This window comes from Pseudomonas atacamensis, from assembly GCF_017167965.1.
Classification (GTDB): Bacteria; Pseudomonadota; Gammaproteobacteria; order Pseudomonadales; family Pseudomonadaceae; genus Aquipseudomonas; species Aquipseudomonas atacamensis.
In genome coordinates this window covers 2,054,076-2,072,691 of the sequence record NZ_CP070503.1, presented here as the reverse complement: position 1 = coordinate 2,072,691, position 18,616 = coordinate 2,054,076, and the positions used below count along the sequence as shown (strand labels likewise).

The 18,616-nt window shown below is 59.6% G+C and carries 15 protein-coding genes; 3 read left to right on the top strand and 12 right to left on the bottom strand.

Annotated elements, in window-relative coordinates; translation table 11 throughout:
• Positions 1-113 precede the first annotated feature (113 nt).
• The 4 genes from JWU58_RS09470 to JWU58_RS09455 all read right to left on the bottom strand — a co-directional run bounded on the left by JWU58_RS09470 (position 114) and on the right by JWU58_RS09455 (position 6,044).
• Positions 114-3,407, bottom strand: a complete 3,294-nt coding sequence (locus tag JWU58_RS09470; protein ID WP_206421820.1) for a DEAD/DEAH box helicase — start codon at positions 3,405-3,407, stop codon at positions 114-116.
• Between the two features lie 9 nt (positions 3,408-3,416).
• On the bottom strand, positions 3,417-4,154 hold the full coding sequence (locus JWU58_RS09465; protein WP_016775487.1) for an S-methyl-5'-thioinosine phosphorylase: 738 nt from the start codon (positions 4,152-4,154) through the stop codon (positions 3,417-3,419).
• A 13-nt stretch (positions 4,155-4,167) separates the two neighbouring features.
• Positions 4,168-5,178 (bottom strand): beta-N-acetylhexosaminidase, encoded by a 1,011-nt coding sequence (gene nagZ / locus JWU58_RS09460; protein ID WP_241196155.1) that lies wholly within the window; start codon positions 5,176-5,178, stop codon positions 4,168-4,170.
• Between the two features lie 158 nt (positions 5,179-5,336).
• Positions 5,337-6,044, bottom strand: a complete 708-nt coding sequence (locus JWU58_RS09455) for a TetR/AcrR family transcriptional regulator (RefSeq protein ID WP_016775489.1) — start codon at positions 6,042-6,044, stop codon at positions 5,337-5,339.
• A 229-nt stretch (positions 6,045-6,273) separates the two neighbouring features.
• Here JWU58_RS09455 and lexA point away from each other — a divergent pair, with 229 nt between their 5' ends.
• Both lexA and sulA read left to right on the top strand, forming a co-directional pair.
• Entirely contained in the window at positions 6,274-6,882 is a 609-nt protein-coding gene (lexA, locus tag JWU58_RS09450; protein WP_123441984.1) for a transcriptional repressor LexA, read from the top strand.
• A 10-nt stretch (positions 6,883-6,892) separates the two neighbouring features.
• Complete coding sequence (gene sulA / locus JWU58_RS09445) at positions 6,893-7,366, top strand: SOS-induced cell division inhibitor SulA (protein ID WP_041477346.1); 474 nt, start codon at positions 6,893-6,895, stop codon at positions 7,364-7,366.
• A 97-nt stretch (positions 7,367-7,463) separates the two neighbouring features.
• On the opposite strand, the gene JWU58_RS09440 is transcribed toward sulA, so the two are convergent.
• The 7 genes from JWU58_RS09440 to JWU58_RS09410 form a co-directional block, all read right to left on the bottom strand.
• Positions 7,464-7,697 (bottom strand): hypothetical protein, encoded by a 234-nt coding sequence (locus tag JWU58_RS09440; protein ID WP_206421819.1) that lies wholly within the window; start codon positions 7,695-7,697, stop codon positions 7,464-7,466.
• Positions 7,698-7,803: 106 nt separating this feature from the next.
• Positions 7,804-8,328: a DUF6586 family protein gene (locus JWU58_RS09435; RefSeq protein WP_095182364.1), complete on the bottom strand. Its 525-nt coding sequence runs from the start codon at positions 8,326-8,328 to the stop codon at positions 7,804-7,806.
• Positions 8,329-8,472: 144 nt separating this feature from the next.
• A complete protein-coding gene (gene topA, locus JWU58_RS09430) occupies positions 8,473-11,106 on the bottom strand; it encodes a type I DNA topoisomerase (protein ID WP_041477349.1) in 2,634 nt (877 codons plus the stop codon).
• A 114-nt stretch (positions 11,107-11,220) separates the two neighbouring features.
• Positions 11,221-11,457, bottom strand: coding sequence for a DUF1653 domain-containing protein (locus JWU58_RS09425; RefSeq protein ID WP_125918335.1), 237 nt, complete (start codon positions 11,455-11,457; stop codon positions 11,221-11,223).
• A gap of 92 nt (positions 11,458-11,549) precedes the next feature.
• On the bottom strand, positions 11,550-12,725 hold the full coding sequence (gene fadA / locus JWU58_RS09420) for an acetyl-CoA C-acyltransferase FadA (RefSeq protein ID WP_016775495.1): 1,176 nt from the start codon (positions 12,723-12,725) through the stop codon (positions 11,550-11,552).
• Between the two features lie 29 nt (positions 12,726-12,754).
• Positions 12,755-14,902: a fatty acid oxidation complex subunit alpha FadB gene (gene fadB / locus JWU58_RS09415; RefSeq protein WP_024013640.1), complete on the bottom strand. Its 2,148-nt coding sequence runs from the start codon at positions 14,900-14,902 to the stop codon at positions 12,755-12,757.
• Between the two features lie 526 nt (positions 14,903-15,428).
• A complete protein-coding gene (locus JWU58_RS09410) occupies positions 15,429-15,866 on the bottom strand; it encodes a hypothetical protein (RefSeq protein ID WP_122699491.1) in 438 nt (145 codons plus the stop codon).
• A gap of 103 nt (positions 15,867-15,969) precedes the next feature.
• On the opposite strand from JWU58_RS09410, the gene JWU58_RS09405 reads away from it, so the two are divergent.
• Entirely contained in the window at positions 15,970-16,407 is a 438-nt protein-coding gene (locus JWU58_RS09405) for a universal stress protein (RefSeq protein WP_016775498.1), read from the top strand.
• A gap of 192 nt (positions 16,408-16,599) precedes the next feature.
• On the opposite strand, the gene JWU58_RS09400 is transcribed toward JWU58_RS09405, so the two are convergent.
• The gene (locus JWU58_RS09400) at positions 16,600-18,522 is read right to left on the bottom strand and encodes an ATP-binding cassette domain-containing protein (RefSeq protein WP_039760799.1); all 1,923 of its coding nucleotides are present in this window, start codon (positions 18,520-18,522) and stop codon (positions 16,600-16,602) included.
• Between the last annotated feature and the right edge of the window lie 94 nt (positions 18,523-18,616).

Here is an 18,616-nt window from a genome sequence, read left to right as displayed (position 1 = left end):
GCTGGTTAGATAGCTTTTCGCGAGCAGGCTCGCTCCCACACGATCCAGATTCACTGAAGATCAAATGTGGGAGCGAGCCTGCTCGCGAATGGCCACACCGCGATTCAAACCCTTCAACCTCTGGAAACCGGCAACGGCGCAAACAACGCCTCGATATCACTCTGTTCCAGTTTGAATCCGCCCGTCGTGCCACCCTCCAGTACCGCCCCGGCCAGCGCCGCTTTCTCCTGCTGCAACGCCTGGATCTTCTCTTCGACGGTGCCTTTGGCAATCAACTTGTAGACGAACACCGGATTGTTCTGCCCGATCCGGTACGCCCGATCAGTCGCCTGATTCTCCACCGCCGGGTTCCACCACGGATCGAAGTGAATCACCGTGTCCGCCGCCGTCAGGTTCAGACCAGTGCCCCCGGCCTTGAGGCTGATCAGGAACAACGGCACCTTGCCGCCCTGGAAATCCCTCACCGGCGTGCGCCGATCGGTGGTGTCGCCGGTCAGCAACGAGTAGCCAAGCCCGCGTTGCTGCAATTCCTGCTCGATCAGCGCCAGCATCGAGGTGAACTGCGAGAACAGCAGAATGCGCCGACCTTCGCCGAGCAATTCTTCAAGCATCTCCATCAGGCTGATCAGCTTGCCGCTGCCCGAGCGCAACGCCTTCGCCGTCAGCGGCATATTGACCAGGCGCAGATCGCAGCAGACCTGGCGCAGTTTGAGCAGCGCATCGAGGATGATGATCTGACTGCGCGCCACGCCACTGCGGGCGATTTCGTCGCGGACCTTTTTGTCCATCGCCACACGCACCGTCTCATAGACGTCGCGCTGACCATCGCTGAGTTCGACCCAGTGGATGATCTCGGTTTTCGGCGGCAGCTCGGTGGCGACCTGATCCTTCTTGCGTCGCAGCAAAAACGGCTTTATGCGCGCGGTCAGGTGCTGCATGCGCTGCACATTGCCGTGCTTCTCGATCGGTGTGCGGTAATCGCGGTTAAAGGATTTGCTGTCGCCGAGCCAGCCGGGCATGAGGAAATGGAACTGCGACCACAGCTCACCGAGGTGGTTTTCCAGCGGCGTACCGCTCAGACACAAGCGCTGACGGGCCTGCAAGTCACGCGCGGCCTGGGCGGCTTTGCTCAGCGGGTTCTTGATGTTCTGCGCTTCGTCGAGAATCAGCACGCTCCACGACTGCGGCTGCAAGATTTCCAGATCCCTAGGCAGCAATGCGTAAGTGGTCAGCACCAAGTCGTATTCGCCCAGATTGGCAAAGTCCTTTTGCCGCCCGGTGCCGTGCAGCGCCAGGACTTTCAACTGCGGCGTGAAGCGCTCGGCTTCGTCGAGCCAGTTGGGAATCAGGCTGGTGGGCATCACCGCCAGTGCCGGACAGTCCAGACGCCCGGCGTGTTTTTCCGTGAGCAGATGCGCCAGGGTCTGTAGGGTTTTACCCAAGCCCATGTCATCGCCCAGAATGCCGCCGACCTCCAGCTCGCGCAGGGTCTGCATCCAGTTCAAGCCTTCGAGCTGATACGGACGCAGCTGCGCGTTGAGGCCGTCCGGCGCAGCAACCTGGGCGTGACTGGAATTCTGCAGACGCTTGGCAAAAGTGCGCAGACGTTCGCCGCCCTGCCAATCCAGCGGCACGCCATCGAGCATACTCAGACGCGCGGCGTCTGGAGCGGTCAAGCGCAGCGCATCACCCTGATGGCCGCCCAGGTACAACTCGCCCAGCGTCGCCATCAGCGGTTTGACCCGACTCAGCGGCAACGCGACTTTGGCGCCCGCCGGTTCGCCAAAACCGCTGGGCTTGAGCTCGATGAGGATTTTTTCATCATCGCTGCGCTGCGCCAGATTGACCGGGTCGAGCAAGCGCGGCTGGGTCCGCAACAGGTGCAGAAGGATCGGCAACAAGCTGTAACGTTCGCCGTTGACGACGATACCCAACTGCAGATCAAACCACTGATGCGTGGCCTCTTCTTCGACCTCGGCGTACCACTGTTCAACCGGTTGTACATCGAAATGGAAACCGGGACTGATCTCGATTTTCCAATCTGCGGCGCGCAGTGTGGCCAGCCCTTCGTGCATGAACCCGAGCCAGGCGGAATCATCCGGCAAGGTAAACATCTCGCCAGGACGGTCCATTGCACTCTTGCGCGTGGCTTTCTTGAAGCCATGTTTTTGCAGGTTCTGGCGCAGCTTCTTTTCCAGCGCCGGTTGACGCTGAATGCGCTGGGTTTCGCTGCCGTTGAGGATCATCACCTCCGGGTTGCGATCCACCGCCGGATGACCGTTGTAGGTAAACAGCAGAGCGGCGCGGTGCTCCAGCACATATTCCCAGCGCGAGCGTTCTCGGCCGCTGACCAGGGTCAGTTGCGGCTGCGGCAGCACGTCATCGATGATCCGTTCAGTGAGCTTGTGTGGTGGCGCAATTTGGGTCGCCGCGCTCATGCGATGGCTGAACTGCATGGCCTGACGCGCCGGAATGTCTGGCGCCAGGGTCAAATGGCAGGCGAGTTTTTCTTCCAGCTCAGTGAACAGCGGGCCAACCTGGCGCTGCTCACGATCAAGGTAATAAAGCGGCTCCAGCGCCAGCACGGTTTCCTGCGCGGCTTCGGCACTGCTCCATTGCGCGCGGAATCCGCCGTCAGCCTGCTCGGCCCAAGAGAACTGACCGACGCGTTTAGCCCCCGGTGTCAGCGCTCGCAGGTCTTCGAAGTCGAGGAACAGCCGCGAGGTGCGCAGGAGCATTTCCAGCAGTTCGGCGCCACTGCTGCCTTCCAGCGGATAGCCGCTGTAATAGGCGTGATGGGAATGCATGGCGACCAACAGCCGGGCGATGCGCAGATCCAGCTCGGACAGGTAGCCGGGCTGGCGCATGAGCATTTCCGCGAGCGAGTACATCGGTTTGACTTCGCGTAACTCGCCGCTCTTGAGCTGGTAGACCTTGAAAATATCCAGCAGCCACTTGCCGTTCGCAGACGTCGGCTTGAGCTTGTAAAACAGACGCGTACCTGCGGTTTGCGCACTTTCTTCAGCGGGCTTGGCCGGCACGGGAATTGTCGAAAGCCAATGCTCCAGCGCTCGTCCCAACGGGGTCTGCGCGTCACTTCCAGACGCATCCTCGCCAGTGCCCAGCAGGTGATAGAGCACCGCTGCGCTGTGCTTGCAGTCGATTGCAACAGGACAGCTGCACAGGCAACGCAGGTTTACCGACCCCAGCCGATCTTCGGACAGGTAAATGCTTTGCGCATACGTCTGAGGGTGAGAACCGACGCAGAACGCCTCAATCTTCCTGTCATCGATCTCGAGGATCTCGACCCGGTCATCGGCGGCATAAGCCCGGGCCTTGGCCAACGCCTTGCTACTGAATGCGTGGGTCCATGTCAGCCCTTTAAGCCGCTCGATGAAAATGCTCATGGACAGTCCTTAGCTGGCCAGCACTCGGGCCAACGTTGATTTCACCTTGCCCATGCCATCGTGCAGGGCCTGCTCGATTTCAGCCATGGTGATGACTTCGGTGGTCTTGCCGGCTGCAGGATTCACCACCAGCGCCAGACAGGCGTAATCCAGATCCAGCTCACGGGCAAGCGCCGCTTCCGGCATGCCGGTCATGCCGACGATGTCGCAGCCGTCACGCTCCAGTCGCACGATCTCGGCGACCGTTTCCAGACGCGGACCCTGGGTGCAGGCGTACACGCCTTGATCGCTGTATTCGCAGCCTTCGGCGGCGACCGCGGCAATCAGTTGCTGACGCAACGGCTCGCTGTAGGGAAAGCTGAAATCGATGTGGGTGACGTGCTCCAGATCATCGGCGAAATAGGTGTGCTCGCGCCCACTGGTGTAGTCGACGATCTGGTGCGGCACGCAGAAATGCCCGGTGCCCATGGCCGGATGGATCCCGCCAACGGCATTTACGGCGATGATCGCTTCGGCACCCGCCTGCTTCAACGCCCAGAGGTTGGCGCGGTAGTTGACCTTGTGCGGCGGGAAACGATGCGGGTGACCGTGACGGGCGAGAAACAGCACTTCCTTGCCGGCGTACTCACCAATCTGCACCTCGGCCGAAGGCGCGCCGTACGGGGTGTCGACTGCCAGCGACTGGCGAATGCTCAGGCCTTCGAGCTGAGTCAGGCCAGTGCCACCGATGATTGCGTAAACGGTCATAACGAAAAAATCCTTACTCGATCAGTTGAGCGTCTTTGAGCGCGCCGAGGGCGGTGAGCCAACGCGGGTCCTGACGATAATCGGTGCTGGCGAAGGCCTGCCCGCGCATCTTCGCGATGCGCGCGGAAGGCTTGACCTTCATACGCTGGGCGGCACTCAACGCCAGCTCGGCAGCGGCGCGGTCGTTGCACACCAGACCCATGTCGCAACCGGCACTCAGCGCGGCTTCGATGCGGCTGGCAGCGTCGCCGACCACGTGGGCGCCGGCCATCGACAGATCATCGCTGAAGATCACGCCGTCGAACTGCAACTCGCCGCGCAGGATCTCCTGCAGCCAGCGTCGGGAGAAACCGGCGGGCTGCGAGTCGACTTGCGGATAGATGACGTGGGCCGGCATCACGGCGGCCAGCTGCTTGCTCAAACGGGCGAAGGGCACCAGATCATTGGCGCGGATTTCGTCGAGACTGCGCTCGTCGTTCGGAATCGCCACGTGGGAGTCGGCTTCGGCCCAGCCGTGGCCCGGGAAATGTTTGCCGGTGGCGGCCATGCCGGCGCTGTTCATGCCGCGAATGAATGCACCGGCGAGCAAGGCTGCGCGCTCGGGATCGCCTTCGAAGGAACGGGTACCGACCACAGCGCTGCGCTGATAGTCCAGGTCCAATACAGGGGCGAAACTCAGATCGAGCCCGACCGCCAGCACTTCGGTGGCCATGATCCAGCCGCATTGCTCGGCGAGATACTCTGCATTCGGGTTGCCGGCGATGGCGCGCATCGCTGGCAGACGGACGAAACCCTGACGCAGACGCTGCACGCGCCCGCCCTCTTGATCCACCGCCAGCAGCAGATCCGGGCGAATCGCGCGGATCGCGGCGCTGAGTTCGCGTACCTGGCGTGGATGCTCGATGTTGCGGGCGAAAATGATCAGGCCGCCCACTTCGGGCTGACGCAACAATTGGCGATCTTCGGCCGTCAGCCAGGTACCGGCGACGTCCACCATCAACGAGCCTTGCAGGCCAGCAGTCATAGATATTCCTTGAAAACGAAAAACCCGATCTGCGCGCATTCGCTACCGTGGGCAATGCCCGGACGGTCAGCAGAATTCATGCAGATCGGGTTCAGTACGAGAGTCGGCATGGCCGGCTAGCTTAGCGGATACCAGCTGCCGCGCCCACCCGTGCGCGGTCAAACCTTGGCGGCGACCGGCATGGATTTGCTGCGCGGACGCAATTGCGCGCTGGCCATGGCTGTATCGGTGACGCCGGTTTCGGCGCGCATGCCGGCAGCGAGGAACGGCACCATCAGGCGCATCACTTGTTCGATGGAGGTATTGACGCCGAAATCGGTCTCGGCAATCGCGCGCAAGGCCTTGATCCCGGACATGCTGAACGCAGCGGCGCCAAGCATGAAGTGCACGCGCCAGAACAGCTCGATTGGCGGAATGCGTGGCGCCGCCTCATTGACCAGCAGCATATAGCGGCGGAACACCTTGCCGTACATGTCTTCCAGATAACGTCGCAAGTGGCCCTGGCTTTGACTGAACGCGAGGCCGAGCAAGCGCATGAAGATCGACAGGTCATTACCGCTGCGAGGCTGCACGACGAGCGCTTGCTCGACGAGAATTTCCAGCAATTCTTCGAGGGTCGGCTTGTTCTCAGGCTTGGCCTGACGGCGCTCCAGCTCTTTATCGAGACTGACGCAGAACGGACCGAGGAAGCGCGAGAATACCGCCTGGATCAGCGCCTTTTTCGAGCCGAAGTGATAATTCACCGCAGCCAGATTGACGCCAGCCTTGCTGGTGATCAAACGCAATGAGGTTTCAGCGAATCCTTTCTCCGCGAACAACTGCTCGGCAGCATCAAGAATGCGTTCAACGGTTTCCGACTGGGCCATGGCTACTCCGCCTGACAAACACTTGTTTGAAACATACGTTTCAGCCTGTGCCTTGTCAAGCCTGCCGGTTCGTTTTGGGAATGGTCGGTCAGCTATTTAACCACACAAGGCGCCGGCATTAATAAGTGCCCTGCGCGACCGCTCGGCGGGCGGCAAAAAAACGCCCATTGCCAAGACCGCTTCACTGTATATAATCCCAGTCACTGTATAAAAAGACAGAGCGATCAATATGCTAAAGCTGACGCCACGCCAAGCCGAGATTCTGGCCTTCATCAAACGTTGCCTCGAAGACAACGGCTATCCGCCCACCCGTGCGGAAATCGCTCAGGAACTGGGTTTCAAATCGCCAAATGCGGCGGAAGAACATCTCAAGGCCCTCGCCCGCAAGGGCGCGATCGAGATGACCCCGGGCGCTTCCCGCGGCATCCGTATTCCCGGCTTCGAGGCCAAGGCCGACGATTCCACCCTGCCGATCATTGGCCGAGTGGCTGCCGGCGCGCCGATCCTCGCCCAGCAGCACATCGAAGAATCCTGCAACATCAACCCGACCTTCTTCCATCCTCGCGCCGACTACCTGTTGCGTGTGCACGGCACGAGCATGAAGGACATCGGTATCTTCGACGGCGACTTGCTGGCAGTTCACACTACTCGCGAAGCGCGTAACGGTCAGGTTGTGGTTGCCCGCATCGGCGACGAAGTGACGGTCAAACGCTTCAAGCGTGAAGGCAGCAAAGTCTGGCTGATCGCCGAAAACCCCGAGTTCGCCCCTATCGAAGTCGACCTGAAAGATCAGGAACTGGTGATCGAAGGCTTGAGTGTCGGCGTCATTCGCCGCTAAAGGAGGCTCCATGCAGTTCCCACACACACCTCAGCAAACACAATTGCCTTTGTTTGAAGCGTTTCTGGCGCAGCCGATAGCGCCGATCCTCAAAGACGTGGTCGAGCGTGACTGGAATGCCAAACCTGACGCCTTCAGTGAGCTATCACTGCGCGGTGCGGCCGGGAACTGCCTGAACCTGCTCGCCCCGATCCTACGTGAGCTCAGCGAGGATCAGGATGCTCGCTGGCTGACGCTAATCGCCCCACCCGCCAGCCTGACGCAAACCTGGCTGCGCGATGCCGGCCTGAACCGCGAACGCATCCTGCTGCTGCAACCGCGTGGCACGCAGAGCGCTCAGCAACTGGCGTGCGAAGCGTTGCGACTAGGTCGCAGCCACACCGTGGTGACCTGGCTTAACCCGTTGAATGCCAATTCGAGGCAACAATTGATCAGCGCCGCGCGTACGGGCGAAGCTCAGAGCCTGAACATTCGTTTGGGTTGATTGATTGGTAATGCGCGCTGTGTGAAGCGCAGGGCTTCTCCAAGGACAGAGAAGCCGATCTGAAGCGCAAGCGACCGAGCAAAGGCCAAAGCGTGAATCAATGAAGAACCCGCGGCCCCTCTTCCTTATCAAACTCGCCTTCAACCATACGACCCGCCATCTGCACGCCGACGCTCAACATCGCTTTGGCGATTTCAACGTGCTGGCCCTGCAGGAACGTTTTGGCATCCTCGGAGAAATCCAGCGTCACCAGAGAACCTTCGTCCTCAGCCCTGCGCAGTTCGATTCGGCCGTCTGGTAACTCGACAATTTCTAGAAAGGACGTTGGCATATAGGTCTGTTCTCCACGAAAGGCAGCGATTATATAGACATCATTCGAGCTTCGCTCAGGATCTTGACCAGCAGCATGTTTCAGATTGCCACTGCGCCAAACTACCTCAGCACTCGTTCAAGCCTTCCCGGAAACGCAGGGCCAGGCCCTTGAGGTTCTGCCGCCAGCTCTCCAGCTCATCTCGACTGAGCTCTTCTGGCGCCTCTTCTTCATCAAGATTAATCGCTTGAATCAGCGGCTGCGTCACATCGCCTTTCGGCTTGCGTGGCGCCCTCGGTGGCTGAAACAGTGCTGCGTGCGCCGCCAGCAGTTTCGCCAGCCAGGTTTCCGGATTACCGGCCAGCTCGACCATTTCCGCCAGCTCCGGGATCGCTATCGATTCCAGCACTTCGCGCCTCAGCAACTCCTCCGCCCTCGGCGAATTGGCCTGCGGCAGACGATAAAAGCCAGCGATCTCATGACACAAGCCCAGCAGTGCGCCGTAGAGGTGAAACAGCGCCGACTCACGCCCGGCCTGGATCAGCGCCAGAGAATTCATCGCCCGCCCCTCTTCAGCACGCGCCAGAGCTTCGAGTGACAGGCCGGCGAAATAGATCTTCTGGTTGGTGCGGGTATAGAGTTCGTGGGCCATGACGGCAGCCTCCACAACGAAATAATTGCTTCACACAGGCCCGGCAGTGTCATGGATCAACCAATGCCAGCGCAAGCAAAAAACAAAAAGGCCGCATGAAACCCCGAAGGGTTCATGCGGCCTTTTTGCTGTTCAGACTAGCGCTTACTCAGCCTTGGCCTTTGCGCTGCGCTTGTCTTCAACAGTCCACTTGCCACCGTCGTAATACGCTTTCCAGCCTGTCGGCTTGCCGTCGACCTCGGTCTGTACGTATTGCTCCTTGGTCTTGCGGCTGTAGCGGATGACCGCTGGCAGACCGTCAGGATCCTTTTGCGGAGCCTCGCACAGGAAGTGGTACTTCGGATCGATCTCGTCCTTGTGCGGCAGAATCTCGATCACCAACGGAGCGCGGGTCTCGCGGTTTTTCGGGAACTGACTGGCGGCCAGGAACAGACCGGACGCACCATCGCGCAGGATATAGGTGTCGTTGACCTTTTCGCATTTCAGCTCAGGCATCTTCACCGGATCCATCTTCGGCGGCGCCGCGTCACCGCTCTTCAGCAGCTTGCGGGTGTTCTTGCACTCCGGGTTGGTGCAACCGAAGAACTTGCCGAAACGGCCGGTCTTGAGCTGCATCTCACTGCCGCACTTATCGCATTCCAGACTCGGACCTTCATAGCCCTTGATGCGATAGCTGCCTTCTTCAATTTCGTAACCGGCGCAATCCGGGTTGTTGCCGCAGATGTGCAGCTTGCGCTTTTCGTCCAGCAGGTAGGCGTCCATCGCCGTGCTGCAGATCGGGCAGCGATGCTTGCCACGCAGTACCAGCGATTCCGATTCGCCCTCGTCGTCTGCGGCGATTTCATCGCCCGGCACCAGGTTGACGGTAGCCTTGCAGCGTTCTTTCGGCGGCAGGCTGTAGCCCGAGCAGCCGAGGAACACGCCAGTCGATGCGGTACGAATCTGCATCGGACGACCGCAGGTGGTGCACGGAATGTCAGTCATGACCGGCTGGTTGGCGCGCATGCCGCTGTCCGGGTTTTCCGCTACTTCGAGCTTCTTCTTGAAGTCGCCGTAGAACTCGTCCAGCACATTTTTCCAGTCGCGCTCGCCCTGCGCCACGTCATCGAGGTTCTCTTCCATGCCGGCGGTGAAGCCGTAGTCCATGAGATTGGAGAAGCTCTCGGACAGACGCTCGGTGACGATGTCGCCCATCTTTTCCGAGTAGAAACGACGGTTGTGCAGGGTCACATAACCGCGATCCTGAATGGTCGAAATGATCGCAGCGTAGGTCGAAGGACGACCGATGCCGCGCTTTTCCATCTCCTTGACCAGACTGGCCTCGGAGTAACGCGCCGGTGGTTTGGTGAAATGCTGCGACGGATCGAGCTTGATCAGCTTCATCACATCGCCCTGGGCCATGTCAGGCAGCACGTCATCATCGCCAGGCTTGGCAATCTGCGGCATCACCCGGGTGTAACCGTCGAACTTGAGGATACGGCCCTTGGCGCGCAGCTCGAAGTCGCCAGCGCCGACGCTGACGGTGGTCGACAGGTACTGCGCCGGCAGCATCTGGCAGGCGAGGAATTGGCGCCAGATCAGCTCGTACAGACGCTCGGCATCACGCTCCATGCCCGCCAGCTTGCTTGGCGTAGTGTTGGCGTCGGACGGACGAATCGCTTCGTGAGCCTCTTGCGCGCCTTCCTTGCTGCTGTAGACGTTCGGCGTTTCCGGCAGGTACTTCTTGCCGAACTCGTCTTCGATGTAAGTGCGCGCCATCGCCACGGCGTCGGCCGAGAGATTGGTCGAGTCGGTACGCATGTAAGTGATGTAGCCGGCTTCGTACAGACGCTGGGCCATCATCATGGTTTTCTTCACGCCGAAACCAAGGCGGTTGCTCGCAGCCTGCTGCAAGGTCGACGTGATGAACGGCGCCGACGGCTTGCTGCTGGTCGGTTTGTCTTCGCGCTTGACGATGCTGTAGCTGGAGGACTTGAGCTTCTCCAGCGCAGCCATGGCCTGGGCTTCGTTCAGCGGCTTGAAGGCTTCGCCTTTTTCGCGAGCCACTTCGAAACGCACGGTCGAGCCTTTGGTGGTGCCGAGATCGGCATGCACTTCCCAGTATTCTTCGGGATTGAACGCACGGATTTCGCGCTCACGCTCGACCACCAGTTTCACAGCAACCGATTGCACGCGCCCGGCAGACAGACCACGGGCGATCTTGGCCCACAGCAGCGGCGATACCATGTAGCCGACGACGCGGTCGAGGAAACGACGCGCCTGCTGGGCGTTGACACGATCAATGTCCAGCTCGCCCGGCTCGGAGAAGGCTTCCTGAATCGCCTTCTTGGTGATTTCGTTGAACACCACACGCTTGTAACGGCTGTCATCACCACCGATGGCTTCGCGCAGGTGCCAGGCAATGGCTTCCCCCTCGCGATCCAAGTCGGTTGCGAGATAGATGGTGTCAGCATCCTTGGCGAGCCGGCGCAGCTCTTCGATGACCTTTTCTTTGCCCGGGAGGATCTCGTACTGGGCTTTCCAGCCGTGTTCCGGATCGACGCCCATGCGCGAGACCAGCTGCTTGCGCGCTTTCTCTTTCGGCGAGAGCACCGGACCTTCGCCCGCAGCAGCCTTGCCGCGCTTGGCGGCTGGCTCTTTGCTGGCGCTAGCCGAACCGCTGGTGGGCAGGTCTCGGATATGGCCGATACTCGACTTCACCACGTATTGGTTACCCAGATACTTGTTGATGGTCTTGGCCTTAGCCGGGGATTCCACAATGACCAGCGATTTGCCCATGGATCAGAAAATTCCTGAATTCTAGAAGTGAAAGGCGGTTGGCGCCTGACGCGGCACCGCTATATATAGTTGATACAAGGTGAGGTCAAGCGCAGGGTTGTCTGCGCAGCCGCCTCATGCCTTGTCAAAAAGGCTCGGTTCGGCTTGCACCAAAGCAAAGCGCGGCACCTGCTCGCCGTCAACCTCGACCGACTCGACGAACATGCTCAGCGGGCGCACCCAAAAACCGTAATCGCCATACAGGGCTTGGTAAAAGACCACTTCTTCTTCGGTTTCGGAATGCCGCGCAATACTGAATACACGGTATTGCGGACCTTTGTAATGTTGGTAGAGCCCAGGTTGTATCGGCATGCTTCGGCCCTCACTGAAATCTTTTCAAAAATAAATAAAAAACCCAAAACAAAAACCGGGGCACTGGGCCCCGGCTTCCATCGACGAGACGCTTAAACGCGTTCGAAGACGGTGGAGATGCCTTGGCCGAGACCAATGCACATAGTGGCCACCCCGAAGGTGCCGCTATTCTGCTTCATCACGTTCAACAGGGTGCCGGAAATACGTGCACCGGAGCAACCGAACGGGTGACCCAGGGCGATCGCGCCGCCGTGCAGGTTAACCTTCTCGTTCATCTTGTCGAGCACTTTCAGATCTTTCAGCACTGGCAAGGCCTGTGCGGCGAAAGCTTCGTTGAGCTCGAAGAAGTCGATATCGTTAATGCCAAGGCCCGCACGCTTCAGGGCTTTTTGTGTCGCCGGCACTGGACCATAGCCCATGATCGCCGGGTCCACACCCGCTACTGCCATCGAACGGATCACCGCCATCGGCTGGATACCCAGGTCCTGTGCACGCTGCGCCGACATCACGATCATGCACGAAGCACCATCGGTGATCTGCGACGAAGTACCGGCAGTCACGGTGCCGCCTTTCGGATTGAATGCCGGCTTGAGCGCCGCCAGACTTTCCAGGGTGGTTTCCGGACGAATGGTTTCGTCGTAGTCGTACAGTTTCAGGAAACCGTTCTCGTCGTAACCCTGCATCGGGATGATTTCGTCCTTGAACTTGCCTTCCACGGTTGCCTTGTGGGCCAACTGGTGGGAACGCACGCCAAAGGCATCCTGTTGCTCACGAGTGATGCCGTGCATCTTGCCAAGCATTTCAGCGGTCAGGCCCATCATGCCCGAGGCTTTCGCCGCGTACAGCGACATGTGCGGGTTCGGATCGACACCATGCATCATGCTTACGTGGCCCATGTGCTCGACGCCGCCGACCACGAACACGTCACCGTTGCCGGTCATGATCGCTTGCGCAGCAGTGTGCAGCGCGCTCATCGAGGAGCCACACAGACGGCTGACGGTCTGGCCGGCCGAGGTGTGCGGGATCTGGGTCATCAGCGACGCCATGCGCGCGATGTTCCAGCCCTGCTCCAGGGTCTGGTTGACGCAGCCCCAGATCACGTCCTCGACTTCCGCCGGGTCGACCTTGCTGTTGCGTTCCAGCAGTTTGCTGATCAGGTGCGCCGACATATCTTCGGCGCGGGTGTTGCGGTGCATGCCGCCCTTGGAGCGGCCCATCGGAGTACGACCGAAGTCGACAATCACGACGTCTCTAGGATTCAAGCTCATAAGTTCACTCTCACTCTAGTTGGGGGCGCTTAACCGAAGAAGCTCTGGCCGTTTTTGGCCATTTCGCGCAGCTTCGCGGTCGGGTGGTACAGCGCGCCCAAATCAGCGTACTGGTCAGCCAGGGCAACGAACTCGGCAACACCGATCGAATCGATGTAGCGCAGCGCACCGCCACGGAATGGAGGGAAACCGATACCGTAGACCAGACCCATGTCGGCTTCGGCGGCGGTTTCAACGATGCCGTCTTCCAGGCAACGCACGGTTTCCAGGCACAGCGGGATCATCATCCAGTTGATGATGTCTTCGTCAGTGACTTCGCGCTGCTCGTAAACGATCGGCTTGAGCACTTCGAGTACCGACGGATCGGCGACTTTCTTCTGCTTGCCTTTCTTGTCGGCCTCGTAGGCGTAGAAGCCCTTGCCGTTCTTCTGGCCCAGGCGTTTGGCTTCGTACAGCACGTCGATGGCCGAACGACGGTCATCCTTCATGCGATCCGGGAAACCTTCAGCCATGACGTCGCGACCGTGGTGACCGGTGTCGATGCCGACCACGTCCATCAGGTACGCAGGACCCATCGGCCAGCCGAATTTTTCCATGACTTTGTCGATGCGGACGAAGTCGACACCGGCGCTGACTAGCTTGGCGAAACCGCCGAAGTACGGGAACAGCACGCGGTTGACCAGGAAGCCGGGGCAGTCATTGACCACGATCGGGTTCTTGCCCATTTTCTTCGCATAGGCAACGGTGGTAGCGATCGCCAGTTCGCTGGACTTCTCGCCACGGATCACTTCCACCAGCGGCATCATGTGCACTGGGTTGAAGAAGTGCATGCCGACAAAGTTTTCCGGACGCTTGAGCGCCTTGGCCAGCAGGCTGATGGAAATGGTCGAGGTGTTGGACGCCAGGATAGTGTCCTCTTTGACCTTGTCTTCGACTTCAGCCAGCACCGCTTGCTTGACCTTCGGGTTCTCGACCACAGCTTCGACGACCAGATCGACGTGACCGAAGTCGCCGTACGACAGGGTCGGACGAATGCCGTTGAGCACTTCAGCCATCTTCGCAGCGGTCATGCGACCCTTGTCAACGCGGCCGACCAGCAGCTTGGCGGCTTCGGCCAGACCCTGCTCGATACCGTGCTCGTTGATGTCCTTCATCAGGATCGGCGTGCCTTTGGAGGCCGACTGATAGGCGATACCGCCACCCATGATGCCGGCGCCCAGTACGGCAGCCTGCTTCACGTCTTTGGCGATTTCGTCGTAGGCCTTGGCCTTTTTCTTCAGTTCCTGATCGTTCAGGAACAGGCCGATCAGGCTCTGCGCAGCAGAGGTCTTGGCCAGTTTGACGAAGCCTGCGGCTTCCACTTCCAGCGCTTTGTCGCGACCGAAGTTCGCGGCTTTCTGGATGGTCTTGATCGCCTCAACCGGCGCCGGGTAGTTCGGGCCGGCCTGGCCAGCCACGAAACCTTTGGCGGTTTCGAAAGCCATCATTTGCTCAATGGCGTTCAACTTGAGTTTTTCAAGTTTCGGTTGACGCTTGGCCTTGTAATCGAACTCGCCGGAGATGGCGCGCTTGATCAGCTCGAGGGCAGCTTCCTGCAATTTTTCAGGGGCGACTACGGCGTCGACGGCGCTGACTTTCAGCGCGTCTTCCGGGCGGTTTTCCTTGCCGGCGGCAATCCACTCGATGGCGTTGTCGACACCGATCAGGCGTGGCAGACGCACGGTACCGCCGAAGCCCGGGTAGATGCCCAGTTTGACTTCCGGCAGACCAATCTTGGCCTTGGTGGACATGACGCGATAGTCAGCCGCCAGGCACATTTCCAGACCGCCACCGAGGGCGATGCCGTTGATGGCCGCGACGGTTGGCACGTTGAGGTCTTCGAAATCGCTGAAGATCTTGTTGGCTTCGAGATTGCCAGCAACCAGCTCGGCATCCGGCAGCTTGAAGTTGTCGACAAATTCGGTGATGTCGGCGCCGACGATGAACACGTCCTTGCCGCTGCTGACGATCACGCCCTTGATCGAAGCATCTGCCTTGATGGTGTCTACGGCCTGACGCAGTTCGTTCAGGGTTAGACGGTTGAACTTGTTGACGGACTCACCCTTGAGGTCGAATTTCAATTCGACGATGCCACTTTCAAGAGCTTTAACCGTGATGGCTTTACCTTCGTAAATCATCAACTGATCTCCACGATATGGAAGCTGAACAGTACACGTCGGACGCAGGCTTATGGCTCAGAAGGACGCTTTGCTCGTCGATACTGACACCGTCCGCCTGGCACACCCGCCAACGCGATAGTCGGGATTCTGTAGGAGCAGTCTGTAAGACAAACGCTCAATTCATACGCCCGTTTGATTCGGGTACGTCACCTTCACGGAATTTCTGACAATTGTCAATCGCCCTAAATTCGGGCTGAAATGCGACTTTGCAGTCATTTCTGCACCATGATGAGCAGCAACACCCGTCTCGATGTTGAGCCATTCATAGAATCAATAGTTAGAAAAGTCGCCCTAATTTCCGCCGAGCCCTGTTCAGAAGGCTACGCTGGGGGGACTGCGAGGAAATTTGCCGGGGCGATCGAAGCGCCTGCCGCAAAAAAAGATTACCGGCCTGCCTGGCCAACCCGCCCGACGAATCATGTCGGGCTTTTTATTACTCGTCTGCCAGACCTTCCACACCGTTGCAGTGAGAAAAGTCGCCGTTTCACGCCAGCGCTTTCAGCGTCGTGTCGATATCCTGCAGAACCGTCGCCTCGCCCTTCTCGCCCCAGTACAAGGCGATCATCTGCTTGTCCGCTTCGATCTTGAAAACATTCCCCGGCAATTTTTCGAAATAATCGAGCAGGGTCCGGTCATCGCAGACTTCTTGCCATTGATTGACCCACACGCCCGGGGTTTTCTGCCAATAGGTCCAGCACGCCGGTTGACTGCCACGTCGGGGTCGGTGGTACTGGGCGCAGGGATTCGGCGGCTCCGGCAGCAGCCAGTGCGGCCACTCCTGCGGCGCCAGCTGCATCGCCAGGCCGATGCGTCGCGCCTCCATGCGCAAGGCCATGCGCCCGCTCTGCGTGCGCGATGGGCGCAACCATGCCAGTGGACTTAAAACTACCAGCAGGATTGACACCACCAGCCAGACCGTCATATCTGTACTCCCGATTTTTGATGAGCCCATTGTGTCACTTGCGAACCAATGCGCTTGAAACCAGCCATACTTACCAATATCGAACCCTCAGGAGGAGCACCTCATGCCCTACCACCACATACTGGTCGCCGTAGATTTGACCGAAGAGTGCGACCCTGTGATCCACCGCGCCCGCGAGCTGTCGGTGAGCAACGCTGCCAAGTTGTCGCTGGTGCATATCGTAGAACCAATGGCCATGGCCTTCGGTGGCGACGTGCCGATGGACCTGTCACAACTGCAACAACAGCAGTTCGATCAGGCCAAGGAGCGTCTTGAAAAACTCAAATCGAAATACCCCGAGCTCGAAGGCGCCAATTGCCATCTGACCTACGGCCAGCCACGCCAGGAAATCCATCATTTCGCCAAGGAACAAGCGTGCGATCTGATCGTGGTCGGAAGCCATGGCCGTCATGGCTTGGCACTGCTGCTCGGCTCGACCGCGAATGACGTGCTGCACGGCGCACCTTGCGATGTACTGGCGGTGCACCTGGTCAAACGTTGATCTGTCTTGCTCTTTGTGGGAGCGAGCCTGCTCGCGAATACGTCGGCACATTCAATATGAGTGCTGCCTGACACACCGCTTTCGCGAGCAGGCTCGCTCCCACAGGTGACCTGTTCCAGTCTGCAGATCGCGTTACATATGAAAAGCCCGGCGCTCATCACTGAGCGCCGGGCTTTTTCACATCAGCAGCAATCAGGCATCCAGCTCGGCCCAACGCTCCACCAACGCATCCAGCTCGGCCTGCAATTGCTCCAGCGAAGCAATCACTTTGGCCGTTTCCGCCGGCGGACGCTGGTAGAAACCGGCTTCAGCCATTTCCGCCTCAACCGCGGCGATCTGCTGCTCCTTGGCGTCGATGTCGCCCGGCAAGGCTTCCAGCTCACGCTGCAGCTTGTAGCTCAGTTTCTTCTTGGCAACCGGAGCGGCAGCGGCAGGCGCAGCCACCGGAGCCGGCTCAGCGGTAACCACCGCCGAGTTCAGGTCAGCCTTGCCCGACTTGCTTTCAGTCACGCCCAACAGACGCGGCGAGCCGCCCTGACGGATCCAGTCCTGATAGCCGCCGACATATTCACGAACCTTGCCTTCACCTTCGAAGACCAGGGTGCTGGTCACCACGTTATCGAGGAATGCCCGGTCGTGGCTGACCATCAGCACGGTGCCGTTGAAGGTCAGCAGCACTTCTTCGAGCAGCTCGAGGGTTTCCACATCGAGGTCGTTGGTCGGTTCGTCGAGTACCAGCAGGTTCGCCGGTTTGCTGAACAGCTTCGCCAGCAACAGACGCGCACGCTCGCCACCGGACAACGCCTTGACCGGCGTGCGTGCACGCTGCGGGCTGAACAGGAAGTCGCCGAGATAGCTCAGCACATGGCGGCTCTGCCCGTCGATGTCGATGAAGTCGCGACCTTCGGCGACGTTGTCGATCACGGTTTTTTCCAGATCCAGCTGATGGCGCAACTGGTCAAAGTAGGCGACGTCAATCCGGGTGCCCTCTTCCACTTTACCGCTGGTCGGTTGCAGACCGCTGAGCATCAGTTTCAACAGGGTGGTCTTGCCGGTACCGTTGGCGCCGAGCAGACCGATACGGTCGCCGCGCTGCAGGACCATGGAGAAATCCTTGATCAGGAACGGCCCGCCCGGGTGCGCGAAGCTCACGTTCTCGAGCACCATCACCTGCTTGCCGGATTTGTCCGCGGTTTCCAGCTGGATGTTGGCCTTGCCGGTACGCTCGCGACGCTCACTGCGCTCAACGCGCAGGGCTTTCAGAGCGCGCACACGACCTTCGTTACGAGTGCGGCGGGCCTTGATGCCCTGACGGATCCACACCTCTTCCTGAGCCAGACGCTTGTCGAACAGCGCGTTGGCGGTTTCTTCAGCGGCCAGCGCGGCTTCTTTGTGCACGAGGAAACTGGCGTAGTCGCCGTTCCAGTCGATCAGGCCGCCGCGATCCAGTTCGAGGATGCGCGTGGCGAGGTTTTGCAGGAAGGAACGGTCGTGCGTGATGAACAGCACGGCGCCCTGGAAGTCTTTCAGCGCCTCTTCGAGCCAGGCAATCGCACCGATGTCCAGGTGGTTGGTCGGTTCGTCGAGCAGCAGCAGATCCGGTTCGGACACCAGCGCCTGCGCCAGCAGCACGCGGCGACGCCAGCCGCCGGAGAGTTCGGCGAGGGTCTTGTCGGCCGGCAGTTGCAGGCGGCTCAGGGTGCTGTCGACCAGCGTCTGCAAGCGCCAGCCGTCACGGGCTTCAAGGTCGTGCTGAACGTGCATCAGCTTGTCCAGATCGGCGTCGGTGACGATGTTCTGGCTCAGGTGATGGTATTCGGCGAGCAAGGCGCCAACACCGTCGAGGCCTTCAGCCACCACGTCGAATACCGTCCGATCGTCGGCAACCGGCAATTCTTGCGGCAATTCGCCGATTTTCAGACCGGGGGCACGCCACACCGAGCCGTCATCGGGCTTCTGGTCGCCCTTGACCAGTTTCATCATGCTGGACTTGCCAGTGCCATTGCGGCCGATGATGCACACCCGCTCACCACGGGCGATCTGCCAGGACACCTTGTCCAACAACGGCATAGCGCCGAACGCAAGGGACACATCGCTGAATTTGAGCAGGGTCATGAGCTTCTCCAAAAACCGGGCGCGCATTCTACCTGACTTGAGGCTTCAGCAGGCCGGCAATTTGTCTGTCGAAGCACTCTGCACAACATTTGTT